Origin of the sequence: Allobosea sp. BE125 (assembly GCF_031456075.1) — a bacterium.
Classification (GTDB): domain Bacteria; phylum Pseudomonadota; class Alphaproteobacteria; order Rhizobiales; family Beijerinckiaceae; genus Allobosea.
This window is the reverse complement of the sequence record NZ_JAVDTY010000007.1, coordinates 231,118-257,809: the sequence shown is the minus strand read 5'-3', so window position 1 is coordinate 257,809 and position 26,692 is coordinate 231,118. Positions and strand designations below refer to the sequence as shown.

Here is a 26,692-nt window from a genome sequence, read left to right as displayed (position 1 = left end):
TCCTCAACTGTACTGGCAGGGTCAGGCGGCAGCCCTGGCGACCGAGCGGACGCCGGCTGCGAGCTCGGAGACGAGCGAGGTGACAGCGGAAACCGTCTTTTCCGTGGCTTTGCCCTGAACATCCAACGAAAGCCTGATGCGCTCGACCAGCGACGAGCCGACGACGACGCCATCCGCACCCTTGGCGATCGCGGCCGCATCAGCCGCCGTCTTGACGCCGAAGCCGACAGCCACCGGCAGGTCGGTATGGCGCTTGATCCGCGCGACGGCTTCTCCGACCGCGTCATAATTGGCGATCGTGCCGCCGGTGACGCCTGTCATCGAGACATAATAGACGAAGCCGGAGGTATTCTGCAGCACTTTCGGCAGGCGCTTGTCATCCGTCGTCGGGGTGGCGAGGCGGATGAAGTTGACCCCCGCGGCCAGAGCCGGCAAGCAGAGCTCGGCATCCTCCTCGGGCGGCAGATCGACCACGATCAAACCATCGACGCCGGCCGCCTTCGCATCGCTTAGGAAGCGCTCGACGCCATAGACATAGATCGGGTTGTAGTAGCCCATCAGCACGATCGGCGTGTCATGTCCGGCCTTGCGGAACGCCTCGACCATGGCGAGCGTCTTCTTCAAGGTCTGGCCGGCCTTGAGCGCGCGCTGCCCCGCGAGCTGGACCGGGATGCCATCGGCCATCGGATCGGTGAAGGGCACGCCGAGCTCGATGATGTCGGCGCCTGCGGCTGGCAAAGCGTGCAGGATCGCGCTGGCGGTGTCGAAATCGGGATCGCCCGCCGTGATGAATGTCACCAGCGCGGCGCGGCCTTCGGCTGCACAGGCTTGGAAGCGGGTCTGGATGCGGGTTTGGCCGGTCGTTGTCATGGGCTTGCGGTTAGCATGCCCGGGGCCGGCTTGGCGAGAGGTATGCCGTCAAGCTCCGGTCTCTCCGGCGATCTCGGCGCCGCGCTCGCTCAGCAACGCACGCAGCACCGAACGGTGGCAACGGTTCTCATGCTCGCAATAGCAACCGATCGAGAAGCGTCCGCTATGGGAGAGCGCGGCGAGCAGATCGAGCGTGCGACGTGCCGCGGGCTCGTCCATTTCGACGCGGAAGGCGCGCACGAAGCCATGCCATTCCGCCTCGCTCTCCGCGGTCAGCGCCGATTTCACCAGTTCAGGGCTGGGCGAAAGCTCCGGAAACCAGACATCGTACCAGTCGTCGGCCGCATAGCGCTCCTTGCGGACACCGCGCGGCGGCCGGCGCACGGTGCCGATCCGCGTGCCCTCATCGGGAAGGCGGGGCGTGCCGAGACGGACGATACGGATGCTCATGAGGCCTGAAATAGCATGCGTTTCCCGGGCTGGAAAAGCGGGGTCAGCTTGCGAAAGATCGGGAGCGAGCATAAAGTAGTGATATCACTACTTTTGGAGGCGGCCATGGTGAAATCGGTCTCGGCCGCACAGGCCAATCGCGAATTCTCGAAGCTGATGAAGCTCGCCGAGAGCGGCGAGGAGGTGGTCGTGACGTCGCGCGGCAAGCCGAAGGTCAAGATCGTTCGCGCGGACGACACCGACAGCGAGATGGAGCGGCGGCAAAAAGCTTTCGACGAGCTGACGCGGCGGCTCAACAGCCAAACGGCTCAGAATCTGCCTCGCGCAACGCGTGACGACATGTACGACTGAGCCATGCTGGTCGCGTTCGATACCAACATCCTTGTCTATGCGGAAGGCTTGAACGATCCGCAGCGCGAGGCGCGAGCAAAGGAGCTTCGCTCGAGACTTGGACCGAAGCGCGTATTCCTGGCATCGCAAGTCGTCGGCGAATTCTACAATGTCCTCACCCGGAAATATCGGACGCCCCTCGATCGGGCGCGCAGCATTTGCCGGGAGTGGATCAGTACCTGCGCTTCAGGCGCAGCGACCGAGGCGACCTTCGCTCATGCGACCGACCTCGCAACCGAGGCCGGCTTGCAGATCTGGGATGCCGTGATCCTTGTAACGGCGGCTGATGCAAAATGTGCGGCCCTGCTCTCGGAGGACATGCAGCACGGCTTCGTCTATCGCGGCGCGACCGTGATCAACCCGTTCGCCGAACCGCCGCATCCGCTGCTCGCGGATGCATTGCGCCACCATCGCTGAGCCGGCGTCTACTTCTCGATGCGCCAGACAGTGCGCAGCGCGGCACTGACCGTGATCTCACCCGGCTCGACCTGGATCGGCGCGGCGCCCGCCGCCATGCGATAGGCTCGCACATCGCCCATCGGCCTGGCGGGAGGCTCGGCTTCGGCCTCGACGATCGAGACGAGGTCGCCCAGCTTCACGCCGAGCTTGCCGGCATAGATTTCCGCACGAGCCCGCGCGCTCTCGGCCGCCTTGGCGCGCGCCGCGTCCTTGGCCTTGCCCTCGTCGGCGAGGCCGAAGCTGATGCCGGACATGTCGTTGGCGCCGGCCGCGACCAGCGCATCGATCAAGGGCCCGGCTTTGGCGATGTCGCGCAGGATCACGGTGATGCCGGTGCGCGCCTCATAACCGTCGATCCTGGGCGCCCGTGGTTGCGGCGAGGAGGACGCCGAGGGTTGGGTCAGGCGAGGCGTCAGCGCGACCTGGGAGGTCGAGAGATCGGCAGGCGCGACGCCCGCCGCCTTGACCGCCTCGACCAGCTTGGCCAGCGCCGGCGTGTTCTTGGCCAGGGCCTCCGCCGCGGTCTTGCCTTCACTGACCACGCCGGCCTGGATCGTCGCGAGATCGGGCTTCACCCGGACTTCGCCTTCGGTGCGGATGACGATGCCTTCGGCGGGAGCCGCGTCGCGGTTCTGGGCCTGCGCCTGGCCCGAAAGGGCCAGCATGGCCGCGAACAGGATCGCCTTTTTCATCATCTGCTCCTTCTCGGCAGCCCGGCGCGGTTCAGCGCGCCGCCAGAATCTCCGCCACTTGCGGGATATCCTTGTCGCCGCGGCCGGAGAGATTGACCACCATCAGATGGTCCTGCGGCTTCTTCGGGGCGAGATCGGCAACGCGGGCGAGCGCATGGGCCGATTCCAGCGCGGGAATGATGCCCTCCAGCTTCGAGATCAGCTGGAAAGCCTCCAGCGCTTCCTCGTCGGTGGCCGAGATGTATTTCGCCCGGCCGACATCATGCAGCCAGGAATGCTCGGGGCCGATGCCGGGATAGTCGAGCCCGGCCGAGATCGAATGCGCGTCCTTGATCTGGCCATCCGCGTCCATCAGCAGATAGGTGCGGTTGCCGTGCAGCACGCCCGGCGCGCCGCCGGTCAAGGAGGCGGCGTGAAGGCCTGACGGAATGCCGTGGCCGGCCGCCTCGACGCCATAGATCTCGACGCTGGGGTCATCGAGGAACGGGTGGAACAGACCCATCGCATTCGAGCCGCCGCCGATGCAGGCGATCAGCGAATCCGGCAGGCGGCCTTCCAGTTCCTGCATCTGCTCGCGCGTTTCCCTGCCGATGATCGACTGGAAATCGCGCACCATGGCGGGATAGGGATGCGGGCCCGCGACAGTGCCGATGCAGTAGAAGGTGGTCCCGACATTGGTGACCCAATCGCGCAGCGCCTCGTTCATCGCGTCCTTGAGCGTCTTGGTGCCCGACTCGACCGGGATAACGGTTGCACCCAGCATCTGCATGCGGAAGACGTTGGGCGCCTGGCGTGCGACGTCGACCGCACCCATATAGACGATGCATTCCAGGCCATAGCGGGCGCAGAGCGTGGCGGTCGCGACGCCATGCTGGCCGGCGCCAGTCTCGGCGATGATGCGCTTCTTGCCCATGCGCCGCGCCAGCAGGATCTGGCCGAGCACATTGTTGACCTTGTGCGAACCGGTATGGTTCAGCTCCTCGCGCTTCAGATAGATTTTTGCGCCGCCCGAGAGGCCAGAGGCCGCTGCCTTGTCGCGAAAATACTCGGTCAGGCGCTCGGCGTAATAGAGCGGCGAGGGCCGGCCGACATAATGCTTCAAACCATAGGCCGTCTCGGCATGATAGGCAGGGTCGGCCTTGGCCGCCTCATAGGCCTGTTCGAGCTCCAGGATCAGCGGCATCAGCGTCTCGGCGACGAAGCGGCCGCCGAACATCCCGAAGCGGCCATTCTCGTCGGGGCCGGAGCGGTAGGTGTTCGGGGTATGGGGCGCGTTCATGTCCGGCTTGCCTCTATGGTCTCAAACTCTGCGCACCGGCCCGCGCCGCCGCGATGAAATCCCTGATCCGGCCGGCATCCTTGACGCCCGGCGCGGTTTCGACGCCCGAGGAGACGTCGACCCCGGCGGGTCTCGTGATGCGGATCGCCTCGGCGACATTGGCCGGATCGAGCCCGCCCGATAACATGAAGCGCAAGCCGGGGTCGAGTTCGGCAAGCAGGCTCCAGTCAAAGGGCCGGCCATGACCGCCGGGATAGGCGGCATCCTTGGGCGGCTTGGCATCGAGCAGAATGCGGTCGGCGACGCCGCGATGGGCTTCGACAGCCGCAAGATCCTCTGTGCCCGCAATGCCGAGCGCCTTCATCACGGGCAGACCGGTCGCGGCCTTGAGGGCGCGCAACTGCTCCGGCGTTTCCCGGCCATGCAGCTGCAGCCAGTCCGGCTTCAGCGCTTCAACCAGGCGCATGGCCTGCGTCTCATCCCAATCGACGATCAGGGCCACGATCTCCGCCCGCCCCCGCGCCATGGCGGCCAGCGCTATCGCCTGCTCGATCGTGACGAAGCGCGGGCTTTTGGGGTGGAAGTTGAGGCCGATCATGTCGGCGCCGGCGTCGAGCGCGACCGCCAGCGTCTCCGGGGTCGAGAGCCCGCAGATCTTCACAGCGAATGTGTCGTCATAGTGGTTCATCGGCCCGCTCTAGCATGATCCGGGGCGCCGCCGCACTTGCGACATGATCGCCCGTGAGAGCATCCTGCGTGGACGCAACGGAATGGGGCGGATCGATTGAGGATGGGGCGGCGCGGCTTTACGGCTCTGGCGGGGTTACTGGCGGTCTTTGGCGTCACCGCGTCGGTTTTCTACTTCGTCAGCCAGCCCAAGACCCTGCGTCTGGCTGTCGGACCGCTGGGCTCGGAGGATGCGCGCATGGCGGCGGGCTTCGTCCAGGGGCTCAACCGCGAGAAATCATCCCTTCGCTTCCGGCTCGTATTGACCGAAGGCTCGGAGGAAAGCGCCAAGAAGCTCGATGACGGCCTGGCCGATCTCGCGATCGTGCGCCCCGACATCGCGCTGCCCGCCCAGGGCGACACCGCCCTGATCACGCGCCGCTCCTTCCCCTTCATCATCGCCACCAAGGCAAGCGGGATCGGGCGGATCGCCGATCTGCGCGGCCGCAGGATCGGCGTCGCGCGCAATCCGGCCGGGAATATCGTGCTGCTCCAGCGCGTCTTGGCACAATACGAAGTCAGGCCCGGCGAGGTCGAGATCATCGGGCTGACGCCGGACGAGATCGTGCCCTTCGCCAGGGAAGGGCGCATCGACGCCTTCTTCTCGATCAATGCCGTCGGCTCGCTGGCGAATAATGACGGCATCAACCGCCTCCGCTCCGCCTGGGGCGAGGATCCCATGCTGATCCCGATCCGCGAGGCCGAGGCGATCAAGGCGCGCTACCGCTCGATCGAGACCGGCGAGATCGTGCGCGGCGCGCTCGGCGGCGACCCGCCCCGCCCTTCCGAGAACCTGCCGACGATCTCCGTCACCTCGCGCCTGATGGCCTCGCAGAATCTCGACGACACTCTCGTCGGCCAGGTGGTCAAGGAACTGCTGGCGCTGCGATTGACGCTTGCAGCCGAGCTACCGTCGATCCAGGGGCTGGAGACGCCCTCCACGGACAAGGATGCCCCGCTCACGGTCCATTCCGGTGCCGCCGCCTTCATCGACGGCGAGCAGGAGACCTTCTTCGAGCGCTATGGCGACTGGTTCTATCTCGCCGTGATGGGTCTCTCCATGCTGGGCACCGGCGGCGCCGCCATTCTGGGCCAGGAAAGCGCGGCGCGCCGCCGCCGGGCGATGTCGGGGCTCGACGAATTGCTGGCGCTGCTGCCGGTGATCCGCACCTGTTCCGACGAGATCGAACTGGCGCGGCTCGACCGCGAGGCCGACGAGATTCTGACGCGCGTGCTCAGCGATTTCGCCAAGGGCGACCTCGACGGTTCGGGGCTGGCCGCCTACCGGCTGGTGATGGACCAGGTCGGACGCGCGGTCGCGGAGCGGCGCCTGGCGCTGGTCGACGCGTAGCGCGCCGCCCTGCCTGATCGGACCTAATATCGTCTCCAGCCCGATGCTGGAGGGCTTTGATCTCGCATCGGCTTGTCCCGAGCGGCCGGCTCCCGCTTTTTCGCATCCTGCTCTTGCGCGCGAGCAAAGGTTGCCCAAACGGCCTTCAGCGTTTATGTGCAGCGCAGCGAATTCCAGTTTCCTCATGAACGGGCTGCGCCGGCAGGGCTTTGACCTGGCCGGCTTGCGGTCTTGAAACAAGGCCCTTACCCGCATGTCCATGCGCAATATCGCCATTATCGCCCACGTCGACCACGGCAAAACCACGCTTGTCGACAAGTTGCTGCAGCAGTCGGGCACCTACCGCGACAACCAGCGCGTGATCGAGCGCGTGATGGATTCCAACGAGCTTGAGAAGGAGCGCGGCATCACCATCCTGGCCAAGGCGACCTCGGTCGTCTGGAAGGATACGCGCATCAACATCGTCGACACCCCAGGCCACGCCGATTTCGGCGGCGAGGTCGAGCGCATCCTGAACATGGTCGACTCGGCCATCGTGCTAGTCGATGCGGCCGAGGGTCCGATGCCGCAGACCAAGTTCGTGGTCTCCAAGGCTTTGAAGCTCGGCCTGCGCCCGATCGTGGCGATCAACAAGGTCGACAAGCCCGACGCCCGCGTCACCGAAGTCATCAACGAGGTCTTCGACCTGTTTGCGGCGCTCGACGCCAGCGACGAGCAGCTCGACTTCCCGATCCTCTACGGTTCGGGCAAGCAGGGCTGGATGGCGCATGATCCCGCCGGCCCGCAGGATCAGGGCCTCGCCCCGATGTACGACCTCATCCTCAGCCATGTGCCGGAGCCGCGCATCGAGGAAGGCCCGTTCCGCATGCTCGGCACGCTGCTCGAAGCCAACCCCTATCTCGGCCGCATCATCACCGGCCGCGTCGTCTCGGGCTCGGCCAAGCCGAACCAGATGATCAAGGTGCTGTCGGGCGACGGCTCGCTGGTCGAAAGCGGCCGCATCACCAAGATCCTCGCCTTCCGTGGTCTCGAGCGCACGCCGATCGAGGAAGCCATCCCGGGCGATATCGTCTCCATCGCCGGCCTGGTGAAGGGCTCGGTCGCCGACACCTTCTGCGATCCGTCCGTCGAGACCGCGATCAAGGCGCAGCCGATCGATCCGCCGACCGTGTCGATGACCTTCATGGTCAATGATTCCCCGCTCGCCGGCACCGAGGGCGACAAGGTCACCACCCGCGTCATCCGCGACCGCCTGTTCAAGGAGGCCGAGGGCAATGTCGCGCTGAAGATCGAGGAAGCTGCCGACAAGGACAGCTACATCGTCTCCGGCCGCGGCGAATTGCAGCTCGCCATCCTGATCGAGCAGATGCGTCGCGAGGGTTTCGAGCTCGGCGTCTCGCGTCCGCGCGTCGTGCTGAAGCGCGACGAGGCCGGCCAGCTGCTGGAGCCGATCGAGGAGGTCATCATCGACGTCGACGAGGAGCATTCCGGCGTCGTCGTGCAGAAGATGTCGGAGCGCAAGGCCGACATGCTGGAAATGCGTCCCTCCGGCGGCAATCGCCTGCGGCTCGTGTTCCACGCCCCGACGCGCGGCCTGATCGGCTATCAGGGCGAACTGCTGACCGACACGCGCGGCACCGCAATCATGAACCGGCTGTTCCACGACTACCTGCCCTATAAGGGCGAGATCGGCGGACGCCGCAACGGCGTGCTGATCGCGATGGAGACCGGCGAGGCCGTGGCCTACGCGCTGTGGAACCTCGAGGATCGCGGCCCGATGATGATCGAGCCCGGCTGGAAGGTCTATCAGGGCATGATCGTCGGCGAGCACACCCGCGAGAACGATCTCGAAGTGAACGTGCTCAAGGGCAAGAAGCTCACCAACATCCGCACCACCTCGAAGGACGAGGCCGTGCGCCTGACGCCGCCGATCCGGATGACGCTGGAGCGTTCTCTGGCCTGGATCGACGATGACGAGCTCGTCGAGGTGACGCCGAAGTCGATCCGCCTGCGCAAGGGCGTGCTCGACCCCAACGAGCGCAAGCGCTCGCAGAAGCAGAAGCAGGAAGTGGCTTGAAGCCCTGAGCTCCGCGTCACGCTCGGGCTCGACCCGACCGTACCCATCATGCCCGGCCTCGTGCCGGGCATTTTTCTGAAGACCGCTTCCGGCATGCTTGTCTCGGGACAAGCCCGAGACTGACGATGAGCCGGGTTGCGCCCAGCGCGCTTGCCGGCTCGCTCCGGCTCTGGTCCCTTGCGTCCCTCATCACGAAGGACGTTTCCCATGCTCACCCGCAATCTCGGCCGCTCCGGCCTGCGCGTTTCGCTCGTCGGCCTCGGCTGCAACAATTTCGGCGGCCGCATCGATGACGAGGCGGCGCGCAAGGTCGTCGATGCGGCGATCGAGCATGGCATCACCTTGTTCGACACCGCCGATGTCTACGGCGCACGCGGGGGCTCCGAGACGGCGCTCGGCCAGCTTCTGGGCCCGCGCCGCAAGGACATCGTGCTCGCCAGCAAGTTCGGCATGGACATGAACGATGCCGGCACGATGAAGGGCGGCTCGCGGCGTTACATCATGTCGGCGGTCGAGGCCTCGCTGAAGCGCCTCAAGACCGACTGGCTCGACCTCTACCAGTTCCACCGCGCCGACCCGCTGACGCCGATCGACGAGACGCTGCGCGCGCTCGAAGACCTGATCCGCCAGGGCAAGGTGCGCTATATCGGCTGCTCCAACATGCCGGCCTGGCAGATGGCCAATGCGGAGTGGACGGCGCGCGATCTCGGCATCAACGGCTTTGCTTCCTGCCAGGACGAATACAGCCTGCTGGTGCGCGGCGCGGAAAAGGACCTGATTCCCGCCGCCCGCCATTTCGGCATGGGGCTGCTGCCTTATTTCCCGCTCGCCAACGGCTTGCTGACCGGCAAGTACAAGCGCAACGCGCCGATGCCGGAAGGCGCGCGCATGACCAAGGAATCGAAGCGTGCCGACGAGGTCCTGACCGAGGTCAACTGGGAGAAGACCGAGAAGCTGACAGCCTTCTGCGAGGCGCGGGGCAAGACGCTGGTCGAGCTCGCCTTTTCCTGGCTCGCCGCACAGCCCGTCGTCTCCAGCGTCATCGCGGGCGCGACCAAGCCGGAGCAGATCGCCGCCAACGTCAAGGCGGCCGAATGGGCGCTGACTGCCGATGAGCTGGCCGAGATCGACACGATCACGAAGTAGCCCCGGAACCGCAACGGAGAACCCCTCTCCTGCATCGAAGTCGGGTCTAGCCGACTTCGACACTTTGCGTACTGAACTCGGGCAGACCCGAGTTCAGTGAGAGGGGCAGGGGTGAGGTGCTGGCCGTTCGACCAGTTGCGTGACGACCTTACCGTCATTGCGAGCGCAGCGACGCAATCCAGGAGGGTTCGCTCTACGTCCCCCTGGATTGCGTCGCTGCGCTCGCAATGACGATGGAGCAGTGGTCAAATCACGGCCAAAGCGACCAACAGCCCCAGACTGCTGACAGGCTTTTGCACGAGCTGAGCCAACAAGCATGGACCGGCTCGCCCTGCCCGAATAAGGTCCGCGCCATGAGCGAGACAGCCCCGAAGACCACCGCCCCCGACCTGAAGCCCGGCGACCACCTCTTCCTGGTCGACGGTTCGAACTTCATCTTCCGCGCCTATTTCCAGTCGATCAATCAGGACAGGAAATACAATGCACGCTCCGACGGCCTGCCCTCCGGCGCCGTGCGGTTGTTTGCGACGAAGATGTTCCAGTTCGTGCGTGAGGGCGTGCTCGGGGTGAAACCGACGCATCTCGCCATCGTCTTCGACAAGACCGAGAACTCGTTCCGCAAGGCGCTCTACCCCGCTTATAAAGGCAACCGCTCCGAGCCGCCGGCCGATCTGATCCCGCAATTCCCGCTGATGCGCGAGGCGGTGCGCGCCTTCGGGCTGATCCCGGTCGAGCAGGATGTCTACGAGGCCGACGACCTGATCGCGACCTATGCCAGGCAGGCGCGCGAGGCCGGGGCCGACGTGCTGATCGTCTCCGCCGACAAGGATCTGATGCAGCTCGTCGGGCCGGGCGTGGCGATGTACGATCCGGCCTCGGGCGACGCCAAGAAGGGCGCCGGCTTCCGGGCCGAACGCCGGATCGGCGAGCCCGAGGTGGTCGAGTATTTCGGCGTGATGCCGAACAGGGTGGTCGACGTGCAGGCGCTGGCCGGCGACGCGACCGACAATGTGCCGGGCGCTCCCGGCATCGGCATCAAGACGGCGGCCCAGCTCATCGGTGAGTATGGCGACCTGGAGACGCTGCTGGCGCGGGCCGGCGAGATCAAGCAGCCCAAGCGCCGGGAGACCCTGACCAATCCCGAGGTGATCGAGAAGGTGCGCATTTCGCACAAGCTCGTGACGCTGGTCGACGACGTGAAGGTCGAGACGCCACTCTCGCATCTGACGCTGGCCGACCCCGATCCGGCCAGGCTCGTCGCCTTCCTCAAGGCGATGGAATTCACCACCATCACCAAACGCGTCGCCGAGGCCTATGGAGCCGATGTCGCGGCGATCGACGCCGACGAGGCGCTGGCGCCGGGTGGGTCGCGCGCGGCCGAATTGAAGGCCCTCTATGTCGGCGCAGATGCGGGCGAGGGCGGCTTCGCAGCCCCTGCCGCAGCCTCCGTCGCGGGCGCAGAACCGGCCAGCGCGCAGCCCGCGGCCGGCGACGGCTGGATGACGCCGTCCGAGCTCGCAGCCGCCCGCAAGAACGAGGCGATCGCCGGGACAATCGACCGCACGGCCTATGAATGCGTGCGTACGCTCGCCGATCTCGAGCGCTGGATCGGATGGGCCTATGAGGCCGGCCATGTCGCGCTCGACACCGAGACCAATTCGCTCGACGCGATGCAGGCCGATCTCGTCGGCATCTCGCTCGCCGTCGCGCCGGGACGCGCCTGCTACATCCCGCTGCAGCATCGCGGCGGCACCGATTTGTTCGGCAGCGGCATGGTCGAGGGGCAAATTCCGCTCGACCAGGCTGTGGCGGCGCTCAAGCCGCTGCTGGTCGATCCAGGCGTCCTGAAGATCGGCCAGAACCTGAAATACGACCTGCTGATCCTCGAACGGCACGGGCTTTCCGTCGCCCCGATCGAGGACACGATGCTGATTTCCTATGCGCTCGACGCCGGCAACAACAATCACGGCATGGACCGGCTCTCCGAGCTGCATCTCGGCCATGAGACGATCCCGTTCTCGCAAGTCGCGGGCACCGGCAAGGCGCAGGTGACCTTCGACAAGATCGCGCTCGACAAGGCGACGGATTACGCCGCCGAGGATGCCGATGTGACGCTGCGGCTCTGGCGCGCGCTGAAGCCGAGGCTCGCGGCCGAGGGCAAGACCACCGTCTACGAGACGCTGGAGCGGCCGCTGATCGCCGTGCTCGCCCGGATGGAGCAGCGCGGCATCGCCATCGACCGGCAGATCCTGTCGCGGCTCTCGGGCGAATTCGCGCAATCGCTGGCCCGGCTGGAAGACGAGATCTACGAGGTGGCCGGCGAGAAATTCCTGATCGGCAGTCCCAAGCAGCTCGGCGACATCCTGTTCGGCAAGATGGGGCTTTCCGGCGCCAAGAAGACCGCGACCGGGCAATGGGCGACCGGGGCCGGCGTGCTCGAAGAGCTCGCCGAGCAGGGCCACCCACTGCCCTCGAAGATCCTGGAATGGCGCCAGCTCGCCAAGCTGAAATCGACCTATACCGACTCGCTGCCGACCTATCTGCACCCGGAGACCAACCGGGTGCACACCTCCTATGCGCTGGCGGCGACGACGACGGGACGGCTCTCCTCCTCCGAACCCAACCTGCAGAACATCCCGATCCGCACCGAGGCCGGCCGCAAGATCAGGACTGCCTTCGTCGCCGAAAAGGGCCACAAGCTGATCTCGGCCGATTACAGCCAGATCGAGCTGCGCCTGCTCGCCCATATCGCCGATATCCCGCAGCTCCGGCAGGCCTTCGCCGACGGCATCGACATCCATGCGATGACGGCCTCGGAAATGTTCGGCGTGCCGGTCCAGGGCATGCCGAGCGAGGTGCGCCGCCGCGCCAAGGCGATCAATTTCGGCATCATCTACGGGATCTCGGCCTTCGGCCTCGCCAACCAGCTCGCCATCAGCCGCGAGGAAGCCGGCGCCTATATCCGGAAGTATTTCGAACGCTTCCCAGGCATCCGCGACTATATGGACCAGACCAAGACCTTCGTGCGGGCGAACGGCCATGTCACGACGATCTTCGGCCGGGTCTGCCATTTCCCGGCGGTCGCCTCGAAGAACCCCTCCGAACGCGCTTTCGTCGAGCGCCAGGCGATCAACGCGCCGATCCAGGGCTCGGCTGCCGACATCATCCGCCGCGCCATGATCCGGATGGAGGGCGCGCTTGCCGCCGCCAGGCTCGACGCCCGCATGCTGCTGCAGGTGCATGACGAGCTCGTCTTCGAGGTGCCCGACGCCCAGGTCGAGGCGACACTGCCGCTGGTCCGCCAGGTCATGGTGGATGCACCGCACCCAGCCGTGCAGCTGCGCGTGCCCCTGCAGGTCGACGCGCGGGCCGCCAGCAACTGGGACGAGGCGCATTGAGGCGCCGACGCTTCGGCCGCAAGAACCTTGGACCGCAAGAACCTTGGACCACAGGAACCTTGGACCACAGGAACCTTGCCTGCCAGTGCCACGTTATAGATCCGACGCGCCGGGGGGCGCGCTTTGCGCGTTGGATATCGTCACATGCTCAGTTCGTCCGCCTGGAGACCGTTTCCGCGCTATATGGCGGAACCCGAGATCGAGGAGACCCAGGACGACGTCACGCCCTATGAGCATGACCTTATCGTCCGCTACGCCATTATCGGCATCTTCGTCATCCTGGCGACCACGACGCTCTATCTGACCAAGGTCATTGCCCTGCCGGTGACGGCGGGCGTCATCTTCGGCCTGGTGCTGGGACCGCTGGTCGACTGGCTGGTGCGTCGCGGCGTGCCGCAGCATCTGGCGGCAGCCATAGTGGTCCTGCTCGGGGTCGGCCTGATTCTCTTCGCGATCACCCTGCTCGCCGTGCCGATCGCCGGCTGGAGCGACCGGGCGCCCGCAATGATGGCGGCGCTGCAGGCCAAGCTCGCCGGCGTCTTCGTCTTCATGGACGAGTTGAAGCGGGCCGCCGCTGCGCTGACCGGCAAGAGCGGGGCGGAACTCAACGTCTCCCAAGGCAATCCGCTGCTCGATATCGCGGTGTCGTCTTCGACGGCGGCGGGTGGCCTGCTGATCTTCGTCGCAACAGTGTATTTCTGGCTGGCGACGCGGCGCCATCTCAAGGCGCGCACGCTGCGATTTTGCCTCGGGCGTGGCGCGCGGAAATCCGCCGGCGCCTTCTTTCAGGAAATCGAGACGCGGGTCGCGCGCTATTTCGGGCTGGTGACGCTGATCAATCTCGGCATGGGCCTGTTGGCTCTGGCAATCGCCTGGCTCGCGGGGCTGCCATTCCCGGTCTTCTGGGGCGCGCTCGCTTTCCTGCTGAATTATCTCGCCTTCATCGGGCCGATCATCGTCACCGTGCTGCTGCTTGCAGGGGCGCTGCTGGACGCGCCGTCTCTCCTCGCCGCGATCTGGCCGGCAGCGGCGTATTTCGTGCTGCATCTGCTCGAAGGCAATGTGGTGACCCCGGTTTTCGTCGGGCGCAGGCTCACCGTCTCGCCATTCCTGGTCTTCATCGGCTTCGTCTTCTGGCTTTGGCTCTGGGGGCCGGTCGGCGCCGTGCTGTCGACGCCGATCCTGCTCGTGGCGATGGTCGCGCAGGAAGAATTTGCCACATACCGCAAGGTGCAGCAGGCAGAGGCCTCGCCCCAGGAAGTGCCCGCCGAGCAGCAGGCAGCCGGCAACGGCTAGTCGGCTACAAGGAACTTGCGCACCATGCGTGCGTTAGGTCACCAAGCTCCGGTTTCGTTCGGAGCGCATCCATCCATTCGCAGTATCGCATCCATTCGCAGTATCGAGAGGGGGACATCAGACATGGCCAGCACCACTTCCGCGAAACGCCAGGCGGCCTCGGCGGTCAAACGCGCCAAGGACGAAGCCGTCGCAGGCGCCGAGGACATCGCTGCTGACGCCAAGGCCTCCGCACAGAAAGCCAGCCGCCGCGTCAAGCGTGAGACGAGCGAACTCGAAGCCAGTCTGACACGCAGCGCCGAGGATTTGGCGGCAACGGTCACCGAAAAGCTGCGCGCCGTCGGCGTCGACACCGACAAGATGGTCGACGTCGCCAAGGAACAGGCGACCGATCTGCAGCGCATCATCGTGCAGGAGATCCAGGAGCGGCCGTTGCGCGCGCTCGGAGTGGCGGCGGCTGTCGGCCTGTTCGTCGGCTTCCTGTCGGCCCGATAAGCCATGCTCGGGGGGCTGGGAAGCTTCATCGCGTCGGAGGTCTCCGGCGCGGTCAGGCGCAATGTCATCATCTACGGCCTGTACGGCTTCTCAGTCCTGCTGGTCCTGTGCGCGGCGGGCTATGGCCTGAACGCGCTGCACACCGTGCTGGCGCTGCGCTACGACCCGATCACGGCGAGCCTCTGGATCGCGGGTGGCCTGTTGCTCGCCGCCTTGCTGAGCCTGGGCGTCGCGACCTATGTCAAGAATCGCCGGCGACCGTCGCGGCCGTTGGCAACCACGGCATTGGCCGCCGCGCCGATCGCGGCCAAGCTGCTCGGATCGTCGCGCATGGGCTGGCGCACGGCCGTCGTCGGGAGCGTCGTCATCCTCGGCGTCCTGATCGGCAGGCAGTTCTTCAACCGCGACGGGGGCGACGAGGACGAGGCGTAGCAGCGCAAGCCGCGCTCGAGAGCCGGATGATGTCAGATGAGATCACGGAGTGATTCCATCTGACATCTGAATCCGCCCCTCATCAAAGAGTTGAGAGACGAATCAACACGAAAAGCCGGTTTCCGCTTTTTCGCGTCCTGCTCTGGAGCCATGGCTCTAGCCCCTTGTTCTGGCGCGTTTTCTTCACGCCAACCGGGGTCCGCTTCGCTTGAGAACCCTCCAAGGCGAATGCGGCGTGCGCTCGACTGCCCCTGTCTTTTTACATAGGGATTGCGGATTCCGTCCTGTATCACGGTATCCATGTCCACTGAGGTAAGGCCCCGCAGCCGCTTGGCGCTGCCCAGCATTCCCGCCCTAGGCGCCCGCCTGCGATCGGCCACGACGACGATCATCGCGATCGGCGTCGTTGGCGTGGCGGTCATCCTGGCGGCCTGGATCAACGCGCAAGCGCGCGCCACCGCGGAACTCGTCTCGCATTCCATCGAGATTCGCGAGCGCTCCGAACGGTTCCTGGGCCATATGCGCGACGCCGAGACCGGACAGCGCGGCTATCTCCTGACCCATGATCCAGCCTATCTCGGCCCCTACACGAATGGCCGAGCCGCCGCCCTGCCGGAACTCGACGCCCTGAAGCAACTCGTTGAAGGCGATGCCGCGCAGACCGAGCGCGTCGCCAAGGCGCGCAGCGAGGCTATCGCCAAGCTGGATGAGCTCGACTCAACGATCGCGCTCGTGCGGGCAGGCCAGCTTGATACGGCTGTCGCACGCGTGAAGGGCGGCAATGGCTTCTCGGTCATGGATGCGTTGCGCGGCACCGTGCAGCAGCTTCAGCTCACCGAGAACATCCGCCTCGTCGCGCTCAATCGCGCCGAGGAGCGCAGGCGGCTTCTGGCCAGTATCGGCATCGTCGTCGCGCTGGCCGGACTTGCCTTCGCCGCCTGGCAGCAATTGCGCACGCGGCAGCGCCGCAGCACCCTGCTCGCCTCCAGCAACGCGCAGCTCGAGCGAATCGTGAGCGAGAGAACCCAGCAGCTCGAGAACGAGCGGCTGCGCATCGAGGCGCTGCTGCGCGACGTCAACCACCGTGTCGGCAACAACCTCGCAATGGTCTCGGCGCTGCTCAATGTCCAGAGCCGGCAGGCGCGCGAGCCGGCCGTGCGCAACGCCCTCTCCCAGGCGCAGTCCCGCATCCAGGCGATCGCCGCCGGGCAACGTCGCCTGCGCCTCGACATCGAGACCGACGAGATCGACGCCCAGCCCTATATGGAGGATCTCCTCGCCGAGATCGGCAAGGCGGCCGAGGGCCGGCCGATCGAGATCGTATTGGAGATGGATTCGATCCGCCTGCCTGGGCGCGACGCGGTGTCCTTCGTCGTGATCGTCAACGAACTCGTGACGAACGCGATCAAGCACGCCTTCCCCGACAATGCGCCGGGGCGAATCGTCATCCGTTTCAGCGAGCGTGACGCGGACGGAGCGACCACGCTTCTCCTGACGGTGGAGGATAACGGCGTCGGGCTGCCGGTGGTCGAAGCGGATACCAAGGGCCTGGGTCAGACGGTGATCGCCAGCCTGTTGCGCAGCATGCGGGCCACGATGACGAGCGAGCCGCTTTCGTCCGGTTCCGAGCGCCCCGGCTCCAAGATCACGCTGACATTCCCGAAACGGGATTGAGTGCGGCGAGCTGCCGCCGACGGTCAGGCTACCTTGATCGCGCTCGAGACGAAGCTCGCGATCTCGCGCGTGGAAAAGGGCTTGCGCAGGAAGCGCACGTCACGCAGCGATTTGGGCACATCGTTGGGAGCCGAGCCCGAGACGAACGCGAAGGGCGTGCCGCTCTGGAGCAGGCTGGTGGCGACATCGAAGGTCTTGCCCCCGACGACATCGATATCGAGCAAGGCGCAGGACAGCTGCGACGCCGCCGCCAAACGCGCACCGGCAACCGATTCGACGATGATCAACTCGGCACTGTCACCAAACTGTTCCGCCACGGCTGCTTCGATGTCCATTGCGATGAACGGGTCGTCTTCGACGATCAGGATGCGGATATCGGACATCAATCCAGCCTCCCTTCCTCTGTTCTCTTCTCGTAACATGCCGAGAGAACGTCAGAGTGCTTGCGATGTTCCGACAGTGTCCTCCGAACATGTTGGGAAATCGTCAAATGCGATTAAATTTGCAGCGATAAGGTTAGCGAATCGTAGCGAACCTTTGGAGGCGCCAGTCATTTGCGACCGCAGCGACTGTGACCTTAGCGACGTCTGGACTTGGCCAGCGTCAGCTCGAATCCGGTCACGCCGATCGCCACGTTGATCCCGCGGGCGCCTTGGAGCGAAAGCGGCTGCAGGGTGACATCGCCGTTATTGCCGCCGACGAGCAGATTGCCGGAGCCGCCCGTCCCTACAGAGCCGCCCACCGTCGCTCCGCCATAGCGGCCGGCGAGCACGCCCAGCGGGGCCCGAGCATAAGGACCGTAGACGCGCCAGGACATCGTGCTGCTGCGGATCGTGCCGAGATCGAGGCCGAAATTCCTGACGACGCCGATATAGCGCTGCCCCGGGCCGCGGCGCGGCGTGAAGCGGCACTCCATCGGGCGTTGCGATGTCACCACCAGACCTAGCCCCGCGCCGACGCTGCAGTTGAGACGCCCCGCCGGCGGGCCTGACTGAGCGAAGGCTGGAGCCTGGAACGCGAGCAGGCCCGCAGCCGCGGCAGCAAGGATCGCAACAGTTTGAAACCGGGGAAGCGGGGCAGCCATATTGAAACTCCTCACGATCGAATGACGCTGAAACGCCGCAAACACTCCACAGTTCCTCATTAAACGGAACCCGGTCGGAGGTGTTGCGTTATACTCGGCATTGAGGCGGAAAACCCACATGCTCATCAGCTTCCTCCAGGATGATGCGTCTGCCAAGGGACTCACCTGGCGCGGCGAGGTGCGCACGCCGCCGTTCTGGGAACTGGAAGTGCTGATCGCGCAGGGCCATGACACCAGGACGGCTCTGGAGATCATTGCGGTGCGGCGCAGCGCAGCCGAAAGGCAGGAGCGCCATCCCGCTTGCGACGTTGCCTTCCTCTCGCGCATTCCCGCTTGATGCCAGCGGGTTCCAGATCTCTCCTCGAGCAAGATTCGCAAACCTGGGAACCGGTTTCGGGCGATGCTCTAACTCTCTGATGAGACACGGGTTCATTGGCAAAACCGTGTCGACTGTGAACGGCGCGCCTGGATGTCCAGATGCAGGTGGTTGGCATGGGCGGCATCCGCGCCCGGCCCTATGCTGGTGGTGAAAGCGCCGCATGCGGCCTGCCTCACAGCTAGGAGGAACCGCTGCTGGACGGTATCCTCGGGCCGTTCGACGCTGAGCTTCAGGCCACCGGCCTGCCCTGCGAAGACAAAGGCGAAGATGTCGAGCGCCCGACCTGTCGCATGTTCGCTCAGCGGCCCGGTCGCCGCCCTGTTGCGACGCCGACATTCGTGGCCGCCCCCGACGCGCAGGCCAACCAGATCCCGGCCGAAATAGCCTTTCGCCAGCGGCTGGACGCTAACGGAGAGAAATTCGGCTGCCTTTGTCGCCATCTCGCAACTCAAGGTGGCAGGTGGCTCGAAGACGACCGGCACGGCTCCCATCGCGAGCGCCTCGACCAGGACGGGGCTCTCGACACGGCAGGCGGCATCCTCGGATTTGGCGGCATCAGCATCGGCCGAACGCACGCGCGTGCCGTAAAGTGCCCGCAGTCCCGCCAGGCAGGCAGCGCCGCCCTCGGGGTTCGGCGGATCCGCTGGGCTCGCGCCGGCGGGGAGCGCGGAGGGGTCGGCGGGCTTCGACGAAGGCAGCGATTGCTGCTGTGGGCGCAGATCAACCGGGCGCGGTGGCGGCAAGGCCCTGATTCCTGCTCCGCTTTGGCTGATGCTTTCCGCGGCATGAAGTTCCGGGGCATGAACTTCCGCGCCATGAACGCCGCCTGCCCAGATCGCGACAGCCGCAGCGGCCAAGGCGAGTCGGCCAAGGCTTCGCAGCCATAGAGCATTGCGCGAAAAAGTGGGCACCGGTTTTTCGCAGGAGCAATGCTCTAAACTTTTAGAATCGATCACGTTTTTCGCATTCCGACGCTTCCGTCCGAATGCGACATGATCTAGCGACGGATATGTCCACGCCGCCCTGGACGACACTCCTGTCCCGGATGCATTGCGGAGCGCTGTGATCTTCGGACTCAGCTGTCGAGGGCGGCAGCGCTGAGCACGGCCAGGACCGTGGTAGCGGCCAAAGCGAGCGACAGGGCTTCCGCCGTCAGCGCGCCTGCGGACACGACGCCACCGAACAGAACCAACGCCATCGAACCGCCCGTGATCAGGGCCGCAACAAACGTCGTCGCCATGGACCAAGACCTCCCGAAAGGCGGCCGGTTTGGTCCGGCCTGCCCTTGCGCGTAACGCTGGAGCGACACGCTGGTTCCCGCCTGGTTCATGCGTTCTGATCGGGCCATCCATGCTTCCTGGTCGGCCTATGCCGGTGGGCCCGAGCAACGAAAAAGCCGGCGACATGGAAATGCCGCCGGCCTGGGATCGTAGACGTCGAGAGCCGCTCAGGCCGCCTTGCGGCCGGCCCGGCGATCGAAGAACAGCGCCTGGCTGATCGCAGCCTTCACCGCCTCGGGCTGGAACGGCTTGGTGATCAGAAAGGCCGGTTCCGGCCGGTCACCGGTCAGCAGACGCTCGGGATAGGCGGTGATGAAGATCACTGGCACATCGATCGAGGACAGGATCTCGTTGACGGCGTCGAGGCCGGAGCTGCCATCGGCGAGCTGGATGTCGGCGAGGACGAGGCCGGGGCGCTTCTTGGCGACGAGCGCGATCGCCTCGCGATGCGTGCGGGCGACGCCGGTCACGGTATGGCCGAGCTCCTCCACCATGGTCTCGATGTCGAGCGCGATGATCGGCTCGTCCTCGATGATCAACACATCGGTCGCAACCTGCTCGGCGATCTCCTGACCTGCCGCCTGGATGAGGCCGGCGGCGTCGGGCGCTGAAATACCCATGATCGTGGCGACCTCCTCGATCGAGAAACCTTCGACGGTACGCAGCAGGAAGGCCTGCCGCGGCCGCGGCGTCAGCGCTTCGAGATTGCGCTCGGCCGAGGGCCGGTCGGTCTCGGCAGAGCCGGTGCTGATGGCGTTGAGGCTGACCGAGGACCACAGCTTCAGGAAGGTATGGTAGAGGCCCAGCCTGGGATCGAACCCGCGCGGGAACGAAGAGGGATCGGCGACGAGCGCTTCGAGCATCGCGACGACATAGGCGTCTCCGCTCGCCTGCGTCCCGCTCAGCGCCCGGGCGAACCGGCGCAGATAGGGCAGGTGCGGTGCAATTTCTTTCGCGATCGACATGCAAAGGTCCCTTGTAACTAGCCGAAAATGAGCACCTGCAGCGGCTTTCTGACAAGCAATTTATTTTTTGTTCTTCCTGGAACCTTTTCCGGCAAAGCCTGTTATCTGGCCGTATGAGTGCCAGCTTGGGCGGGCCGGTATGATCAAATGCGAGACCAGCTGGAAAAGCAGGCTCGCCTTCGTTGCGAGGGCTGACATGAACAACACGAGCGTCTCGATGACGGAACCCGGCGGGGTAGACAATGACGAGGTCGAACTGGTCCTCGACCCCAGGGTGCAGGAATCGATCGGGCGATCGCTGAAGGCGCATTACGACGATATCATCAACGCGCCGGTGCCCGACAAATTCCTAGTGCTGCTCGCCCAGCTCGAAGCTCAGGAAACCCGTGCCGCTTCCGGGGACATGTCCGATGAGCGCCGCTGATTTCAAGGACGGGCTGATCAAGGAGATCCCGAATCTGCGCGCCTTCGCGGCCTCGCTTTCGGGCTCGATGCAGCTCGCCGACGATCTCGTGCAGGACACGCTGCTCAAGGCCTGGGGCAATTCGGAGAAATTCGAGCCCGGCACAAGCCTGCGCGCCTGGCTCTTCACGATCCTGCGCAACACCTATTACTCGCTCTACCGCAAGCGCGGGCGGGAGGTGCAGGACAGCGAGGGCACCTATGCCGAACGCATGGCGACGCATGGCAACCAAGAAAGCCATCTCGACCTCGCCGATTTCCGCAAGGCGCTCGCCAAGCTGCCCGAGGAACAGCGCGAAGTGCTGATCATGGTCGGCGCGACCGGGCTGTCCTATGAGGAAACCGCCGAGATCTGCGGCGTCGCCATCGGTACGATCAAGAGCCGGGTCAACCGCGCCCGGACGAAGCTGGCCGAACTGCTTTCGATCGGCGGACTCGACGATCTCGGGCCAGATCGCAAGAGCGCCGCCGCCATCCAAAGGGTCGGTTCCGAAATCGTCGGCCTCTGATGCGGCTGGCGCGCTTCAAGACCGTCAGAGGGCGTCTGCTGGCGCTGCTGATCGGCATAGCGCTGCCAATCGCCGGCCTGACCGCGATCACCGCCGTCACCACCTACCAGACCGTCACCTCCGCGATCCGCACATCCCAGATGCGCACGGCGGAGGACTACGCTGTGCGCACCCGCGTCTGGTATCGCGGCGCCTTGCGGTCGCTGCTCGCCGGCGGTTCCGCATTGGCCCTGAACGGCCGCGAGAGCAGCGATTGTGGAAAGGTCGGCGGCCAGACGCTTGCTCGGGTCGCCGGATATCGCGCCATCCATATCCTGCCGCAGGGCGGCGAGGCCTGCGCCTTCTCGCTCGATCCCGAGCTCAGCGCTGCCGATCTCGCCGCGGCCGCGGCAAGTTTGAAGGCAAAGCCGCCGGTCCAGATCTGGGCCGGGACGGAGCTCGCCCAGGCGCGCTACGACCATGTAAGGCTGGGCGGCAAGCGCTATCTCGCCGTCTACGCGCAAAGCGACGATGCCGGCAGCCCGATGCGGGAAGGCCTGCTGCTGGTCGACCCCGAATTGCTGGATCAGGTCTTCGACCTCGGTGACGGTGAACCCGGGCTCGTCGTCGCCCTGGCCGGCCGCAACAGCGACATCATCGTCTCGCGCGGCACCGCGCAGCCGGACGACGCGTCCTGGCTGCCGGCGCGAGCTCTGGCGTCGGCGGCGAAGGAGCCCTCGCAAGCGCAAAGCCGCGCCGGCGTCTCGCGCATCTACGCCACCCGCATCGTCGCCGACCCTGATTTCTACATCGTCGCCAGCTTCGACGATGCGCTGGGGCAGGCGGCCCGGACACAATTTCTGGTGCTGCTGTTGGCGCCGCTGCTGACGCTGGCGCTGCTCTGCGTGGTCTATCTGCGCGCGATCGACAAGCATTGCGTGCGCTGGCTGCGCGGCATCGAGGCGGCGGCCAGGACACGCTCGACCCTGACGACGGCACGCGCGGTGATCGCCGACGACATGCCGAGCGATATCCGCAGCGTCGCCGAAGCCTTCAACGTCATGGTCGAGGAGCAGGAGGTCAGGCAGCGCAAGCTGCAGACGGCGCTCGACGACAACCGTTTCCTGGTTCGCGAACTGCATCACCGCGTGAAGAACAGCCTGCAGGTGGTGCAGAGCTATATCGGCCTGACCAAACGCGACTACCGCGGCGACGCGCGAATGGCCTTGGCCGACGCCGAATGCCGCGTTCACGTGCTCTCGGCCGCCTATCGCTTCACGCTCGCCGATGGCGAGATGCAGCCCGTGCGCGTCGACCTCTTCGTCGACGATGTCGTGACGATGATCTCGAACCTGCTGCGCCGCCGCGACCAATGGGTCAGCAGCACCGTCGCCACGCGCGCCTCCCTCTCGGTCGACCGGATCATCCCACTCGGTTTCCTGATCGTCGACGTGATGTCGCGTGCGCTGCGCAGCACGCCAGCCGTCAGCATCCAAATCTCCGTCTCCGATATCGACGACGGGACTGTCGAGATCGCCATCGAGGCCGATCGCGAGATCGTTCATAGCGAGCCGCCCAAGCTCTTCGCCGGCCTCGTCACCCAGATCGAGGCGGTTCAGGCGGGCGCACCGGAAGGGTCGCGGCTGGGCGCCTGGAGGGTCGCCCATTTCGCCTGAGAGCCCAGCTCGAAATGAACCAAGCGATATCAGGGACTTCCGATCGGTTGATATCTCCCGCGCCGTCATCTCGGACAAGCGGCGAAGCCGCGCAGATCCAGGTCCATTCCTGAGCCTAGCCAAGCTGCGCTCCGGCATGGATCCCGGGTCTACGCTTCGCTACGCCCGGGATGACGGCGTGTCGATGATTGGGGCAGAGCCGTTGGAATCAGTGGCTTCTTTTCGGGCCAGCCACTCAAGACGCCGTGCCATCAGGCCGGCTTGTCGATCGGTTCAATATTGACGCCGACGCTCAGCCCGAGGAACGAACCCGTTCCCCCGGTGAAACTGCCGGAAACCGGCGAGGCATCCTCGGGCACGCGTGCGACGGCGACGCGCAGAAGCTGCCTGTCGGCGACGAGATCATTGGTCGGATCGAACTCCACCCAGCCATCGCCGGGGATGAAGACGTCGGCCCAGGCATGGGTCAGGCCGATGCTGGAGACCAGCCCGGCCGCGTCGGGCGAGCGGTCATGGATATAGCCCGTCACGAAACGCGAGGCGAAGCCCATGCGCCGGGCGAGCTCGATGAAGAGCCAGGCATAATCGCGGCAGGAGCCGGCGAGTGAGCGCAGCGTATCGGCGGGATGCTGCGTGCCTTCGTCGAAGCGCACCGCATAACTCAGCCCGGTATAGATCGCATGGGCGAGGTCGCGCAGCAGATGCCCGGAACCATGGCCGATGCGGGCGCGAAAATCCGCCAACCAATGGTCGAGCAGTCCGTCAGGGTCGGCGGCAGCGAGATCGAGATAAGGCTGGAGCACGGCGCGCTCCGCTTCGCTGTAGACGACGCCGGTCACGGCCGCGGAATTCTCGATCTCGGTGCGCAGCAGGGCCGAACCGAAGCGCTGGATCACCAGTTCGCTGACGATATCGAGCGTATTGGCCGGCGCGTCAAAAATCGCGACCGCGACCGAATTGCCATAGGCGTCGTGCATCCAGCGCAGCCGCGCCCGCGGAGCGATTGACAAGGCCGTGTCGACCACGCGCAGATCGAAGGAATCGCGCGGGCGCAGCATCAGCCGATGCGGCCCGAATTGCACCGGGGCGGCATAGCGATAGGTGGTGGCGTGGCGGATGCGCAGATACATCGTGTCCCCCTAGAGCATTGCCCCTGCGAAAAACGGGTACAGGTTTTTCGCAGGGGCAATGCTCTAAACTTTTAGAATCGATCAAGTCGCATTCGGACGGCATCGTCCGAATGCGACTTGATATGGCGGCAAATCCGCGCCAGCCCCGCGACGACCAAAAAAACAAGCCGCCCGGAGGCGGCTCGAAGTGCATCGCGCGAGGGAGCGCTGGGTCGTCAACGCGCAACCCTGAAAACAGTTCCCGCCGCGAGCATAAATCAGATCAGCGGATGATCACCCTTGGACCACTCTCCGCCATGGCCTGCTGGGAGGTGGCGATGGCGCGCTTGGTGCGATCGACGACCTTCTGGCCGGAATTCACGGACGCGAAACGGATATCGGCCGGCTCATGGCGCTCAATCTTGGCCTGCGCGACCGTGCTCGAGCTCTGGTCGTCAGGGCGCTGCCAATCCGCGCCGAATGTCAGGCTGGCGACGGCCACGCCCATGAAGCCGAAGAACAGGCCAGCGCGTTTGATGGGGGCAAGGCTGTCATTCAACATCTGTCTCTCCCAACGCCAGAACCAGCCACCATCAGCCGGTTTATGCAGGAGTTAACGCAAGGATCGCCTCACAGTTCCATTTCGGTACGATCGCGGCGCCGACCGGCGGTCACATCGACGTGACCGCCTCCACTAAGCCGCATCGTCATTAGCTGAGCCACGGCTGCGGAACAGCCGCCAGAGCGACTTGCCCAGCCGCCGCGAGCTCAGATGAGCGCCGGCGAGGCGCTTCTCCAGGGTGATCTTGCGGTCATGGAACTCCTCGAGACCGCTGCGATGGCCGACGCTGATCACCGTCACATGGGCAAGTTCGTCCTCGAACAGACCCAGCAATGTATTCTGGCTATCCTCGTCCAGCGCCGAGGTCGCCTCGTCCATGATGACGATATCCGGCTTCTGGATAAGGAGGCGGGTGAAGGCGACGCGCTGACGCTCGCCGCCGGAGAGGATCTGATCCCATCGATCCTCGTCATCGAGGCGCTTGGCGAGATAGGCCAGCCCGCAGCGCTTCATGGCGGCGATGACGACATCGTCTGGAACCGGCGCATCCGCTTGCGGATAGAGCAGCACGGTGCGGAAGCTGCCCATCGGCAGATAGGGCTTCTGCGGCACGAAGGCGATCGACTTGCCGCGCGGCACCTCGATCCGTCCCGAGCCCCAGGGCCACAACCCCGCCAAGGCGCGGATCAGCGTGCTCTTGCCGGAACCGCTTTCGCCGACGATCAGCACCTTCTCGCCCAATTCGATCACCACCGAGGCGTCGGCGATGACCACGCGGCCATTGCTGTGGGCGATCGAGAGATTCTCGATATGGATCGCGCCATCGTCGCTCTCGCCGAGGCTGATCTGGGTTTCGCCTTCCATGATCGTGCCGACATCGAGCGCCTCCAGCGCCTCCTGAAGCTCGTCGACGCGGGCCACGGAGGCGAACCACTCGGCCAGCCGCACGAAATTGTCGACGAACCAGATCAGGGCCGCTTGCACGGCGCTGAAGGCCGCAACGACCTGCATCACGGCACCCAGCGTGACCTCGCCCGACAGATATTTCGGCGCGATCAGCAGCAGCGGCACGATCGGAAACAGCGCACCATTGGTGTTGAGCACCAGCGCAATGACGCCTTGCTGGCGGATGACGCCCAGCCAGGCCGCGACGACACGGCCGTAATTCTCGCCGACGGAGGTCCGTTCGTCGGCGTCGCCGCGGATGAGCGCGATGCTCTCGGCGTTCTCGCGCAGCCTTGTCATCTCGGCGCGAAACTGCGCCTCCGCTTCGTTCTTCACCGAGATGCGGCCAACCAGCGGCCGGCCGGCAACATAGGCGGCGAGCGAGGCGATGATCGCATAAAGGATCGCCGCGATCGCCATATAGCTCGGGATCACGATGTCCGCACCGCCGAGCACGAAGTGGGCCGAGCCTGCGACATGCCAGAGGATGGTGGCGAAAGTCGCGGCGGTGACGGCTGCGCTGATCAGGCCGATAGCAAATTCGACCAGCGGTTCGACGGCGAGGCGGACATCCTCCGCGATACGATATTCCGGTGCGCTCTGCTCCTTGGCGGTGAACTGCATCCGGTAGTAGCGCTGGTCGGCGATCCACCAGCCGGCGATGCGGCGCGTCAGATTTTCACGCCAGCGCATCTGCAGCAGCATGCGGCTGATCACCAGCGCCGACAGCGTCAACGCCGAGACCGCGATGAGCAGCGGCAGCCAGGCGACCGTGCTCCAGACCGCCGCGACATCGCGCTTTTCGAGAGCATCGAAGAACAGCCGGTTCCAGGCATTGATTCCGACGGCGGTCGCGATCTGTGCCGCGACGAAGACGAGCACGACGATCGTCAGCCCCCAGGCGCGCAGCCGGGCTTTGCCCGTCCAGAATTTCAAGGCGGTCACGAAGAAGCGGCTCATACGCGAGCGTTTCGGGACACTCGGCGTGTCGGACATGCAGCGGCCAC

Annotated in this window: 27 protein-coding genes; 14 read left to right on the top strand and 13 right to left on the bottom strand. The window is 65.4% G+C overall.

Annotation, left to right across the window (positions count from 1 at the left end; translation table 11 throughout):
• Nucleotides 1–21: 21 nt before the first annotated feature.
• Nucleotides 22–870 (bottom strand): tryptophan synthase subunit alpha, encoded by an 849-nt coding sequence (gene trpA, locus J2Y55_RS17570; protein WP_310156016.1) that lies wholly within the window; start codon nt 868–870, stop codon nt 22–24.
• Nucleotides 871–918: 48 nt separating this feature from the next.
• Nucleotides 919–1,320, bottom strand: a complete 402-nt coding sequence (locus tag J2Y55_RS17565; protein WP_310156013.1) for a DUF488 domain-containing protein — start codon at nt 1,318–1,320, stop codon at nt 919–921.
• Between the two features lie 15 nt (nt 1,321–1,335).
• On the opposite strand from J2Y55_RS17565, the gene J2Y55_RS17560 reads away from it, so the two are divergent.
• Nucleotides 1,336–1,671, top strand: coding sequence for a type II toxin-antitoxin system Phd/YefM family antitoxin (locus tag J2Y55_RS17560; protein WP_310156011.1), 336 nt, complete (start codon nt 1,336–1,338; stop codon nt 1,669–1,671).
• A 3-nt stretch (nt 1,672–1,674) separates the two neighbouring features.
• Nucleotides 1,675–2,127 carry a PIN domain-containing protein gene (locus tag J2Y55_RS17555; RefSeq protein ID WP_310156009.1) on the top strand — a complete coding sequence of 151 codons (453 nt, stop codon included), beginning with the start codon at nt 1,675–1,677 and terminating at the stop codon, nt 2,125–2,127.
• Nucleotides 2,128–2,135: 8 nt separating this feature from the next.
• Here J2Y55_RS17555 and J2Y55_RS17550 read toward each other — a convergent pair whose 3' ends face one another.
• From J2Y55_RS17550 to J2Y55_RS17540, 3 genes are read right to left on the bottom strand one after another with little or no spacing between them, the layout of a single operon-like run.
• The gene (locus J2Y55_RS17550) at nt 2,136–2,861 is read right to left on the bottom strand and encodes an SIMPL domain-containing protein (protein WP_310156004.1); all 726 of its coding nucleotides are present in this window, start codon (nt 2,859–2,861) and stop codon (nt 2,136–2,138) included.
• 31 nt (nt 2,862–2,892) lie between these two features.
• Nucleotides 2,893–4,140: a tryptophan synthase subunit beta gene (trpB, locus tag J2Y55_RS17545; protein WP_310156001.1), complete on the bottom strand. Its 1,248-nt coding sequence runs from the start codon at nt 4,138–4,140 to the stop codon at nt 2,893–2,895.
• Nucleotides 4,141–4,153: 13 nt separating this feature from the next.
• Nucleotides 4,154–4,828 carry a phosphoribosylanthranilate isomerase gene (locus J2Y55_RS17540; protein ID WP_310155998.1) on the bottom strand — a complete coding sequence of 225 codons (675 nt, stop codon included), beginning with the start codon at nt 4,826–4,828 and terminating at the stop codon, nt 4,154–4,156.
• A 102-nt stretch (nt 4,829–4,930) separates the two neighbouring features.
• Here J2Y55_RS17540 and J2Y55_RS17535 point away from each other — a divergent pair, with 102 nt between their 5' ends.
• The 8 genes from J2Y55_RS17535 to J2Y55_RS17500 all read left to right on the top strand — a co-directional run bounded on the left by J2Y55_RS17535 (nt 4,931) and on the right by J2Y55_RS17500 (nt 16,735).
• Nucleotides 4,931–6,217: a TAXI family TRAP transporter solute-binding subunit gene (locus tag J2Y55_RS17535; protein ID WP_310155995.1), complete on the top strand. Its 1,287-nt coding sequence runs from the start codon at nt 4,931–4,933 to the stop codon at nt 6,215–6,217.
• A gap of 253 nt (nt 6,218–6,470) precedes the next feature.
• Nucleotides 6,471–8,294 carry a translational GTPase TypA gene (gene typA / locus J2Y55_RS17530; protein WP_092173111.1) on the top strand — a complete coding sequence of 608 codons (1,824 nt, stop codon included), beginning with the start codon at nt 6,471–6,473 and terminating at the stop codon, nt 8,292–8,294.
• A 207-nt stretch (nt 8,295–8,501) separates the two neighbouring features.
• Nucleotides 8,502–9,440, top strand: a complete 939-nt coding sequence (locus tag J2Y55_RS17525) for an aldo/keto reductase (protein ID WP_310155991.1) — start codon at nt 8,502–8,504, stop codon at nt 9,438–9,440.
• A gap of 353 nt (nt 9,441–9,793) precedes the next feature.
• On the top strand, nt 9,794–12,838 hold the full coding sequence (polA, locus tag J2Y55_RS17520; RefSeq protein ID WP_310155988.1) for a DNA polymerase I: 3,045 nt from the start codon (nt 9,794–9,796) through the stop codon (nt 12,836–12,838).
• Nucleotides 12,839–12,982: 144 nt separating this feature from the next.
• Nucleotides 12,983–14,134, top strand: coding sequence for an AI-2E family transporter (locus tag J2Y55_RS17515; protein WP_310155984.1), 1,152 nt, complete (start codon nt 12,983–12,985; stop codon nt 14,132–14,134).
• Nucleotides 14,135–14,257: 123 nt separating this feature from the next.
• On the top strand, nt 14,258–14,629 hold the full coding sequence (locus tag J2Y55_RS17510; RefSeq protein ID WP_310155981.1) for a glycine zipper domain-containing protein: 372 nt from the start codon (nt 14,258–14,260) through the stop codon (nt 14,627–14,629).
• Nucleotides 14,630–14,632: 3 nt separating this feature from the next.
• Entirely contained in the window at nt 14,633–15,061 is a 429-nt protein-coding gene (locus J2Y55_RS17505; RefSeq protein WP_310155978.1) for a hypothetical protein, read from the top strand.
• A 300-nt stretch (nt 15,062–15,361) separates the two neighbouring features.
• A complete protein-coding gene (locus J2Y55_RS17500; protein ID WP_310155975.1) occupies nt 15,362–16,735 on the top strand; it encodes a sensor histidine kinase in 1,374 nt (457 codons plus the stop codon).
• A 23-nt stretch (nt 16,736–16,758) separates the two neighbouring features.
• Here the strand turns inward: J2Y55_RS17500 and J2Y55_RS17495 are convergent, their stop codons facing one another.
• Together J2Y55_RS17495 and J2Y55_RS17490 are read right to left on the bottom strand one after the other, a co-directional pair.
• Complete coding sequence (locus tag J2Y55_RS17495; protein ID WP_310155972.1) at nt 16,759–17,118, bottom strand: response regulator; 360 nt, start codon at nt 17,116–17,118, stop codon at nt 16,759–16,761.
• 194 nt (nt 17,119–17,312) lie between these two features.
• Nucleotides 17,313–17,945: a DUF992 domain-containing protein gene (locus J2Y55_RS17490; protein WP_310155969.1), complete on the bottom strand. Its 633-nt coding sequence runs from the start codon at nt 17,943–17,945 to the stop codon at nt 17,313–17,315.
• Between J2Y55_RS17490 and J2Y55_RS17485 the strand changes: the two genes are divergently transcribed.
• Nucleotides 17,938–18,156 (top strand): hypothetical protein, encoded by a 219-nt coding sequence (locus tag J2Y55_RS17485; protein ID WP_310155967.1) that lies wholly within the window; start codon nt 17,938–17,940, stop codon nt 18,154–18,156. The two genes, J2Y55_RS17490 and J2Y55_RS17485, sit on opposite strands and share 8 nt — an antisense overlap.
• A gap of 92 nt (nt 18,157–18,248) precedes the next feature.
• Here the strand turns inward: J2Y55_RS17485 and J2Y55_RS17480 are convergent, their stop codons facing one another.
• The 3 genes from J2Y55_RS17480 to J2Y55_RS17470 form a co-directional block, all read right to left on the bottom strand.
• Nucleotides 18,249–19,109, bottom strand: a complete 861-nt coding sequence (locus J2Y55_RS17480) for an extensin-like domain-containing protein (protein WP_310156316.1) — start codon at nt 19,107–19,109, stop codon at nt 18,249–18,251.
• 164 nt (nt 19,110–19,273) lie between these two features.
• Nucleotides 19,274–19,438 (bottom strand): hypothetical protein, encoded by a 165-nt coding sequence (locus J2Y55_RS17475; protein ID WP_310155964.1) that lies wholly within the window; start codon nt 19,436–19,438, stop codon nt 19,274–19,276.
• Nucleotides 19,439–19,645: 207 nt separating this feature from the next.
• Nucleotides 19,646–20,443, bottom strand: coding sequence for a response regulator (locus tag J2Y55_RS17470; RefSeq protein ID WP_310155961.1), 798 nt, complete (start codon nt 20,441–20,443; stop codon nt 19,646–19,648).
• A 196-nt stretch (nt 20,444–20,639) separates the two neighbouring features.
• Between J2Y55_RS17470 and J2Y55_RS17465 the strand changes: the two genes are divergently transcribed.
• From J2Y55_RS17465 to J2Y55_RS17455, 3 genes are read left to right on the top strand one after another with little or no spacing between them, the layout of a single operon-like run.
• Nucleotides 20,640–20,867: a NepR family anti-sigma factor gene (locus J2Y55_RS17465; RefSeq protein ID WP_310155958.1), complete on the top strand. Its 228-nt coding sequence runs from the start codon at nt 20,640–20,642 to the stop codon at nt 20,865–20,867.
• Nucleotides 20,854–21,414 carry a sigma-70 family RNA polymerase sigma factor gene (locus J2Y55_RS17460; RefSeq protein WP_310155955.1) on the top strand — a complete coding sequence of 187 codons (561 nt, stop codon included), beginning with the start codon at nt 20,854–20,856 and terminating at the stop codon, nt 21,412–21,414. The genes J2Y55_RS17465 and J2Y55_RS17460 overlap by 14 nt, the downstream gene beginning before the upstream one ends.
• Nucleotides 21,414–23,069, top strand: coding sequence for a sensor histidine kinase (locus J2Y55_RS17455; RefSeq protein WP_310155952.1), 1,656 nt, complete (start codon nt 21,414–21,416; stop codon nt 23,067–23,069). The genes J2Y55_RS17460 and J2Y55_RS17455 overlap by 1 nt, the downstream gene beginning before the upstream one ends.
• Nucleotides 23,070–23,320: 251 nt before the next feature.
• On the opposite strand, the gene J2Y55_RS17450 is transcribed toward J2Y55_RS17455, so the two are convergent.
• The 3 genes from J2Y55_RS17450 to J2Y55_RS17440 form a co-directional block, all read right to left on the bottom strand.
• Complete coding sequence (locus tag J2Y55_RS17450) at nt 23,321–24,199, bottom strand: transglutaminase family protein (RefSeq protein WP_310155949.1); 879 nt, start codon at nt 24,197–24,199, stop codon at nt 23,321–23,323.
• A 262-nt stretch (nt 24,200–24,461) separates the two neighbouring features.
• The gene (locus J2Y55_RS17445) at nt 24,462–24,740 is read right to left on the bottom strand and encodes a hypothetical protein (protein ID WP_310155945.1); all 279 of its coding nucleotides are present in this window, start codon (nt 24,738–24,740) and stop codon (nt 24,462–24,464) included.
• A gap of 132 nt (nt 24,741–24,872) precedes the next feature.
• Entirely contained in the window at nt 24,873–26,681 is a 1,809-nt protein-coding gene (locus J2Y55_RS17440) for an ABC transporter ATP-binding protein/permease (protein ID WP_310155942.1), read from the bottom strand.
• Between the last annotated feature and the right edge of the window lie 11 nt (nt 26,682–26,692).